We start from the raw sequence: 7,097 nt of genomic DNA on the forward strand, positions 1-7,097 counted from the left end.
GACGCACCCCTTCTCTGGCATCAGGCGACTGGTTGTTCTGGGGGCGGCACGGGCGTCGGCCGGGCTGGAGCGGGACGGAGGCAGGAGCGCAGGCCCGGCCGGGGGCCGGGCCGCGCGCGGTGAGCGGAGCGAGCCGCCTTGAACCAGTAAAGAAGGTTGTAACTCAGGTGGCGTCTGGGATGCGCCAGAGTGGAGCTGCGTACTGCTCCGGGCGTCTGGTGAGCAGAAGTTGGCGCAGGTCGCTGCGCTGGGTGCCGTTGAGGTTGAGGACCTCGGTGAGGTGGCGGAACGTCGTGTGTGTGACTCCGCGGGCGCGGGCTTCCGACTCGAACTCGTCGACCTGGCGGAGCACCGTATCGGCGTCGAGTGGCGCCGACGCCTGGTCCTTCAACCACAGGGCCTTGTTGCGCTCATAGTCGATCTCCGAGAAGCCGCACACCTCGCGACTGTGGGCCTCGACCTCGTCCAGGGTCGTCGTCGCCATGATGGCTCGGGCAAGGGTGTTGTGGCTCAGCGCCTCGTCCAGGTCGACTTCGTGGACACGCGGGCTTTCGTCCGTGAGCGGCACCGGTAGGCCGGCGTCGCGTACCTCGCAGATGCCGCGCGTCCCCCGGGCCGTCGCCGCGAGCATCCCCGTGGCCTCGGATGGGTGCCACTCCAGGACGTTGCCGATTGGGGCTACGTCCTCCGCCGTGAGGGTGTGGACGACAGGGCCCAGTGATAGACGGAGATCGTCAGCCGACAGCTCGCCGTCGAGACCGGGGCCGGCGATCAGGAGTCGAACCGGCGCGTTCACTCGGCAGCACGCTGCAAGCGTCACCGTGTCGGCAAGAGGACTCTTCAAGGTCGGTTCGTCGCCGCGGGCGAGGATGTCTCCGCCGACGTCCAGGAGGTCGATCGACTCCGGCGCCAAGTGGGCCAGCAGCTCTTCCAGCTGGCGCGTTACGCCCTCTACTCCATGGGAGGGGTCCAGCAGGGCGAGTGTCTGTGGAAGTTCGGAGGCGAGGCGAGGGAGCGTCGATCCTGCCGGAGCGACTGGGCGGGCGGTCGCCGGCACTGACCACACGGACGGAGTGATGACCTCCAGGCCGGTGAAGTCGTGCGCGCCGCGCGGGCCCGGTACCGGGTCGACCAACAGGCGGTCCCACGCGTACGTGAGGATCACCGCCTGGTCCTCGTCGCCGTACAGGGCGGCGTGAAGCATTGCGGCGGCGACTGCGTCGCCCCCTCCTCCTGCTGCGACGATCAACCGCGTCATGTGGTCAACATTACGGGTTCTGGTTTTTACCACTCACCCTATAGTGGCCAGAGGCCATAGCCACTTGGACGAGGAGGGAACGTGCCGCAGATCGAGGAGGCGCAGCCGAAGTATCTCCAGATCGCTCACCACATCCGCGATCAGATCCTTCGGGGCGACCTGCGAGCGGGTGACGAGGTGCCGTCGGAGCGGCAGTTGGCGGCGGACTGGAAGGTGTCCCGTCCGACTGCGGCCCGTGCTCTGGAGGCACTGAGTCATCAGGGGCTCGTCGAGAAGCGGCAGGGCTCGGGGACGTACGTGCGCAGCCTGGAAGTGAACCGGCGGGCACGGGAGTTGTACGGCCGGGCCCGTCAGACCAGGAAGATCTACACGCCCGGTGAGTACGCGGTAATCACGTCGGCCGGGTGGATGGACGCACCGGACCACGTCGCCGAGGCCCTCGGGCTGGTGAAGGACCGCCGGGCCGTGCACCGCCGGCGCGTGACCAACAACCAGGACGGTCCCATTACGTTGTCGACCTCGTGGTTCGCCCCGGACGTCGGGCAGCGGGCGCCCAAGCTCACGGACCCCGGGCGGATTCAGGAGGGGACCCTGATGTACGTCGAGAACATGACCGGTCGGCAAGGGAGTTACGCCGAGGACCGGATGTGTGCCCGGAGCGCCACCGAGGAAGAGGTCGCTGACCTGGAGCTGCAACCGGGGTCCGCCGTACTGATCGTCCACCACGTCGTCTACGACATGCAGGACCGGCCGTTGGAGTTCGCCGAGGCGACCTACCCGCCACACCGCTGGGCGTTCGAACAGGGCTATCCGCTGGTGTGACATGACGAATCGTCAGTTAGGTGAACCGCTTGCGCGGCGCGAGTGGCTAATGCCACTATCCAGTAAGTGGCTAAGGCCATTTACTGGAAGGGGGCAGGGTGTGACAGGTCGGCGGCCGGATCAGGGCACGCGCGCAGCATGCCGGGGATGCCGGGGACGCGGTTGGAAGCGCGTCGCTTCGCGTACGTCGGTGGTCCTCGCCACCGCCAACGACCACACCCGTGCCACATCGAAGCGGCGCTGCCTCGACTGCGATGGCAGCGGCAAGGAGTGAGTGCGGATGACCTACCGGTTCAACCGCTTCCCCAGCGGGGAATCACCGTGGCTCGGGGCGATGACCCTGCACCCGGTTCCGGAGTCCGTGCCTCGGGCTCGACGCTGGTTCCGGAAGTTCATCGCCCCGTACAACCCGGCCTGCTCGGTCGACGACTGCGCGCTGATGATCTCCGAGCTGGTCACCAACGCCATCCTGTACGGGCGGGCGGACGAGGAGTGGCGCGTGCGCGTGGAGTGGTTCCGGGAGGAGGCCTCGCTGCGCGTGGAGGTGCACAACCCCGGCTTCCCGGCGAACGTGCGCCTTCGCCGGCCGGACGCGAATGACGCGCACGGGCGCGGGCTGCTGTTGGTCGACGCCATGGCCGAGTCGTGGCACTCCGGGCCCAGTCGCTTCGGCGGGACGGTGGTCTCCTTCGTGATGGCTGATGCCTGGCCTTCCTGAGGGAGGAGTGCCCCGCTTCTACATCTGCTCAGGGATTGTCGCTAGTCTGGTTGACCAGTTGACTTGGCCAATCGCGACGGGCGGCGTTCATGGGATATGAGGTGGAGGCCCCCAAGTACGTGCGCCTCGCGCAGACCCTGCAAGGTCGCATCGAGGACGGAACGTATCCGCCCGGTACCCGCGTCCCCAGCGAGAACCAGCTGGTGCAGGCGTTCGGGATGTCCCGGCCCACGGTCGTGCGGGCCCTGGAGCTGCTGAAGCGTGACGGCTGGCTGGAGTCCCGGCAGGGGTACGGCACCATCGTGCGCGGTCGTCCTGCGGGCGCCGAGGAGCGGGAACGGCGCGGCCGTGACGTCCTGACGCGTGATGAGTCGCAGACGGCCGGGCGGCTCGTGCAGGTCGGCGAGGTGGCGGTACCGGTCCGGGTGGCCTCCGCCCTCGGGCTGCCGAAGCGTGCAAAGGCTCTGATGCGCTGCCTCCTGGTCGAGGAGGACGGGGAGGCCGTCGAGCTGGTCTCCTCCTACTTCCCCGCCGGCCTGGTCGACGGCACCGATCTGGCGAGTGCCGAGGTGCTGGAGTCCGGTACGCGCACGCACCTGGAGACGCGCAAGAAGGTCCGCTTCGACCATGTGACGGAGCGCGTCTCCGCTCGCCTGCCCGACGCGACCGAACGTGAGCTGCTGGACCTGCCGGACGGCGTACCGGTCCTGAGCGTCCTCGTCATCGCCTGTGACGCCTCCGGGCAAGCGTTGCAAGTCTCTGACGTCCTGCTGCCTGCCGACCGGCAGGAACTGGAAGACACCTACCGTCTGAACTGACCCCGAAAACCAGCCCGTTCACCCTGGATGTCACTTGACAAGTCAACCTGGCATCCCTCGCTTCAAACTGGCTAAGTCAACTTGTCAGGTTGCAAGTTGCCGCCCCTCAAGAAGCTCAAGGAGGCATTTGCGCGTGTGATCCGTATCGACGCCTCGTCAGCCACCGTCCTGCTCACCGAAGCGCCGGCGCCGAAGGTGCGCGACCGGAAGACCGGGGAGATCGCCAAGGACGCCATGAGCGGTGAGGCCCTGATGACGGTAGTGGCGAAAGGCTCGGGCTGCGGTGGGCATGCCTGACGGCTTCCGCTTCTACGACCTCCGGCACACCGGACACACGCTCTCCACCCGTTCCGGCGCCACCCTCAAAGACACGATGGTCCGCGCCGGCCAGTCCTCCGAGAAGGCCGCGCTGATCTACCAGCACTCCGACGACGAGCGACAGCAAGAGGTCGCCGCCGGCCTCGACGCCACGGTCCGGAACGCGAGAGCCGCGGCGTCCGGGAAGCCGCCCGCCGGGCCTTCTGGCACGCATCTGGCACGCGGTGAGTGAGCGCACCGCACAGCAAAAGGCCCGGGTCTGTGACCTGGGCCTTCTTCATGGAGCGGGTGACGAGAATCGAACTCGCGCTCTCAGCTTGGGAAGCTGATGTTCTACCATTAAACTACACCCGCGTAGGCAACCGCGGACCCCGGTTGGAGCCGGTGTCCGGATGCTCGCTCACTCTACCCCATGGCAGGCTCCCGGTGTTCGCGCCGTGGGGCCCGGCGGTGTTTTCGGGAGGGGGGACGGGGCTGCGGGGCAGTGGAGTTGGGGCGTACCGTGGGGCCCCGCAGAGGGGCCGGGCGGGGCGGAGTGCCGCGTGAAGCGTCGTTCCTTTCATCCCGTACTGTGGGCTTTCGTCGCCAGGGTGACCTGGCCAGACGCGGCTCTTGGGGAAGGGACTTGAAGGACTTGATGGAGCGCACCCTCGTCCGCTGTGCCGATGGGCACGTGTTCAGCACCTCGTCGTTCCCGATGCAGCAGGCCGAGCGACTCGGCCCCGGGCGGCTCGTCCGGTGTCCGCGGTGCGCGCGGCTGCGGAGCGTCGTACCGGTGGCTCTCGAGAAGCGTTAGCCGCGAGGCGGACAAGGCGCGCGGAGTGGCCGATTGTCGGCGCTCTGCGCGCCTTGCGTATCCTCGGGGCGTGCTTCTCTCAGACAAGGACATCCGGGCCGAGATCGACGCCGGGCGGGTACGGATCGATCCCTACGACGATTCGATGGTGCAGCCGTCCAGTGTCGATGTACGTCTCGACCGGTTCTTCCGGGTCTTCGAGAACCACCGCTATCCGCACATCGACCCCTCGGTCGAGCAGGCGGATCTGACGCGGCTGGTCGAGCCGGACGGGGACGAACCGTTCATCCTGCATCCCGGCGAGTTCGTGCTGGCCAGTACGTACGAGGTCATCACGCTGCCGGACGACCTCGCGTCCCGGCTGGAGGGGAAGTCCTCGCTGGGGCGACTCGGGCTGGTGACGCACTCCACCGCCGGGTTCATCGACCCCGGGTTCTCCGGGCACGTGACGCTGGAGCTGAGCAATCTCGCCACGCTGCCGATCAAGCTGTGGCCGGGGATGAAGATCGGCCAGCTCTGCATGTTCCGGCTCAGTTCGCCGGCCGAGTACCCGTACGGCAGTGAGCGGTACGGATCGCGTTATCAAGGGCAGCGGGGGCCGACCGCCTCCCGTTCCTTCCTCAATTTTCATCGGACCCAGGTGTGAGCGCGGACAAAGGTATGAGTGACGTTCGGGAGAATCTCAGCTACGAGCAGTTCGGCGTCGCCGTCCGGGAGCTGGCGCAGACCGTGGCGGACGACGGGTTCGAGCCGGACATCGTGCTGTCCATCGCGCGCGGCGGGGTGTTCGTGGCCGGCGGGCTCGCGTACGCCCTCGACTGCAAGAACATCCACCTCGTGAACGTCGAGTTCTACACGGGGGTGGGGACGACCCTGGAGATGCCGGTCATGCTGGCGCCGGTCCCCAACGCCATCGACTTCTCCGACAAGAAGGTCCTCATCGCCGACGACGTCGCCGACACCGGCAAGACGCTGAAGCTGGTGCGGGACTTCTGCCGGGACACGGTCGCCGAGGTGCGCAGCGCGGTGATCTACGAGAAGTCCCACTCGCTGGTGAAGTGCGAGTACGTGTGGAAGCGGACGGACGACTGGATCAACTTCCCGTGGTCGGTCGAGCCGCCGGTGGTCAGGCGTTCCGGGCAGGTCCTCGACGCCTGAGCCGCGTCGGGGGCCGCGCGGGCCGAGACGAGAAGGGGCTCCCGGTACCCGCCGGGAGCCCCTTCTCGTGCGTCCGCCCGGAACGTGAGCGCGCGGGACGCTAGGGCCTGCGGTTCGGATCACGCTGCGGACGCGGGGCCTGGTGCGCGCACCTGCCGCGTTGTCGTCACTCGCCGATGCTCCGCGTCGACTCCCTCCTCCGCCTCGCATCCGCACGCACCAGGCCCCGCTCACCGGCGCGAGGAAGGCACAGCCGATTCCCCGCGACCTGATCCGAACGACAGGCCCTAGAACGTGCCCAGCTTCACGATCGACAGCAGTGCCACCAGCTGGATCGCGGACGCGCCCAGCGCCTTCGGCCAGGGGAGGTCGTGGGAGCGGCCGACCATCAGGGTGAGCAGCGCGCCGGCCGCGATCCAGGTGATCCAGCCGAGGATCTGGACGAAGGGCGCGTCGCCGCCGGCGAACATGGCGACGATCAGACGGGGGGCGTCCGTGAGGGACATGATCAGCATGGAGAGGCCGACCGTGGGCTGCCAGGCCCCGTCGCCGCCGAGCTGGCGGGCGAGGGTGTGGGTGACGACGCCCAGGACGAAGGCGGAGAGGACCATCGCGACGGCCGTCACCAGGACGATGGGGATCGCGTTGGACAGCGTCGCGTTGATCGCGTCCTCGCGGGCGCCGTCGAAGCCGAAGACCGCGATCAGGCCGTAGACGAAGGTCACGATCAGGGCGGGGCCCCACATCGTGTAGTCCCGCATCTGGAGGAAGGTCCGGTTCGGGGCGGTGACGATGCCCTTCAGCAGGTCCTTCCAGTGCAGGCGGGGGCCGATCGGGCCGGGGGGCGGGGACGCCGAGCCCGCGCGGTAGGTGTCGCCCTGGGTGTAGGGGTCCTCGCCGATCGAGAAGGCCTGGGTGTGGCCGGGGTTGTTGGCGGCGTAGGGGTCGTGCGGGGCGCCGTGCGGGTGGCCGCCGTCGCCGAAGTACTCCGGCTCGCCGTGGTCGCCGGCCGGCCGGCCGCCGTAGCCACCGCCGCCGCCGTCGGCCTGCGGCCATCCGCCGGAGCCGGCCGCGTACGGCTGGTGCTGCGGAGGGTACGGCTGCGGCGCCGGGGGATAGCCGTACGGCTGTCCCTGCGGCGTCTGCTGCCCGTGCGGGGGGTGTTGCGGTCGCGTCTGAGGAGCGCCGTTGTCCCGGCCGCGTCCGATC

At 68.6% G+C, this 7,097-nt stretch carries 7 protein-coding genes, 1 tRNA gene and 2 pseudogenes; 7 read left to right on the plus strand and 3 right to left on the minus strand.

The window, feature by feature from the left end; all coding sequences use genetic code 11:
* Positions 1 to 163: 163 nt before the first annotated feature.
* Complete coding sequence (locus tag Sdagh_RS22355; protein WP_229879781.1) at positions 164 to 1,204, minus strand: DUF1152 domain-containing protein; 1,041 nt, start codon at positions 1,202 to 1,204, stop codon at positions 164 to 166.
* Between the two features lie 135 nt (positions 1,205 to 1,339).
* Between Sdagh_RS22355 and Sdagh_RS22360 the strand changes: the two genes are divergently transcribed.
* From Sdagh_RS22360 to Sdagh_RS22380, 5 genes and pseudogenes are all read left to right on the plus strand, one after another.
* Positions 1,340 to 2,080, plus strand: coding sequence for a GntR family transcriptional regulator (locus tag Sdagh_RS22360; protein ID WP_190077013.1), 741 nt, complete (start codon positions 1,340 to 1,342; stop codon positions 2,078 to 2,080).
* A 280-nt stretch (positions 2,081 to 2,360) separates the two neighbouring features.
* A complete protein-coding gene (locus tag Sdagh_RS22365) occupies positions 2,361 to 2,798 on the plus strand; it encodes an ATP-binding protein (RefSeq protein ID WP_190077012.1) in 438 nt (145 codons plus the stop codon).
* Between the two features lie 89 nt (positions 2,799 to 2,887).
* The gene (locus Sdagh_RS22370) at positions 2,888 to 3,616 is read left to right on the plus strand and encodes a GntR family transcriptional regulator (RefSeq protein ID WP_190077011.1); all 729 of its coding nucleotides are present in this window, start codon (positions 2,888 to 2,890) and stop codon (positions 3,614 to 3,616) included.
* Positions 3,617 to 3,751: 135 nt separating this feature from the next.
* Positions 3,752 to 3,877, plus strand: a pseudogene (locus Sdagh_RS22375) (SCO3933 family regulatory protein); the annotation flags it as partial.
* Position 3,878: 1 nt separating this feature from the next.
* Positions 3,879 to 4,166: pseudogene (locus tag Sdagh_RS22380) on the plus strand (tyrosine-type recombinase/integrase); the annotation flags it as partial.
* Positions 4,167 to 4,214: 48 nt separating this feature from the next.
* On the opposite strand, the gene Sdagh_RS22385 reads toward Sdagh_RS22380, so the two are convergent.
* Positions 4,215 to 4,288: transfer RNA gene (locus Sdagh_RS22385), tRNA-Gly, on the minus strand.
* 512 nt (positions 4,289 to 4,800) lie between these two features.
* Between Sdagh_RS22385 and dcd the strand changes: the two genes are divergently transcribed.
* Together dcd and Sdagh_RS22395 are read left to right on the plus strand one after the other, a co-directional pair.
* Positions 4,801 to 5,376 carry a dCTP deaminase gene (gene dcd, locus Sdagh_RS22390; RefSeq protein ID WP_189422176.1) on the plus strand — a complete coding sequence of 192 codons (576 nt, stop codon included), beginning with the start codon at positions 4,801 to 4,803 and terminating at the stop codon, positions 5,374 to 5,376.
* Positions 5,377 to 5,390: 14 nt separating this feature from the next.
* Positions 5,391 to 5,888 (plus strand): phosphoribosyltransferase, encoded by a 498-nt coding sequence (locus Sdagh_RS22395; protein WP_189422175.1) that lies wholly within the window; start codon positions 5,391 to 5,393, stop codon positions 5,886 to 5,888.
* A gap of 287 nt (positions 5,889 to 6,175) precedes the next feature.
* On the opposite strand, the gene Sdagh_RS22400 is transcribed toward Sdagh_RS22395, so the two are convergent.
* A complete protein-coding gene (locus Sdagh_RS22400) occupies positions 6,176 to 7,096 on the minus strand; it encodes a Yip1 family protein (protein ID WP_226535547.1) in 921 nt (306 codons plus the stop codon).
* Between the last annotated feature and the right edge of the window lies 1 nt (position 7,097).

It is taken from the genome of Streptomyces daghestanicus (genome assembly GCF_020521275.1).
GTDB lineage: Bacteria > Actinomycetota > Actinomycetes > Streptomycetales > Streptomycetaceae > Streptomyces > Streptomyces griseoviridis.

Bases quoted from the DNA above. Each gene is read 5' to 3' on its own strand.
- Sdagh_RS22355 (WP_229879781.1), bottom strand. From the start codon at position 1,204: ATGCTTCACGCCGCCCTGTACGGCGACGAGGACCAGGCGGTGATCCTC.
- Sdagh_RS22365 (WP_190077012.1), top strand. From the start codon at position 2,361: ATGACCTACCGGTTCAACCGCTTCCCCAGCGGGGAATCACCGTGGCTC.
- Sdagh_RS22370 (WP_190077011.1), top strand. From the start codon at position 2,888: ATGGGATATGAGGTGGAGGCCCCCAAGTACGTGCGCCTCGCGCAGACC.
- Sdagh_RS22395 (WP_189422175.1), top strand. From the start codon at position 5,391: ATGAGTGACGTTCGGGAGAATCTCAGCTACGAGCAGTTCGGCGTCGCC.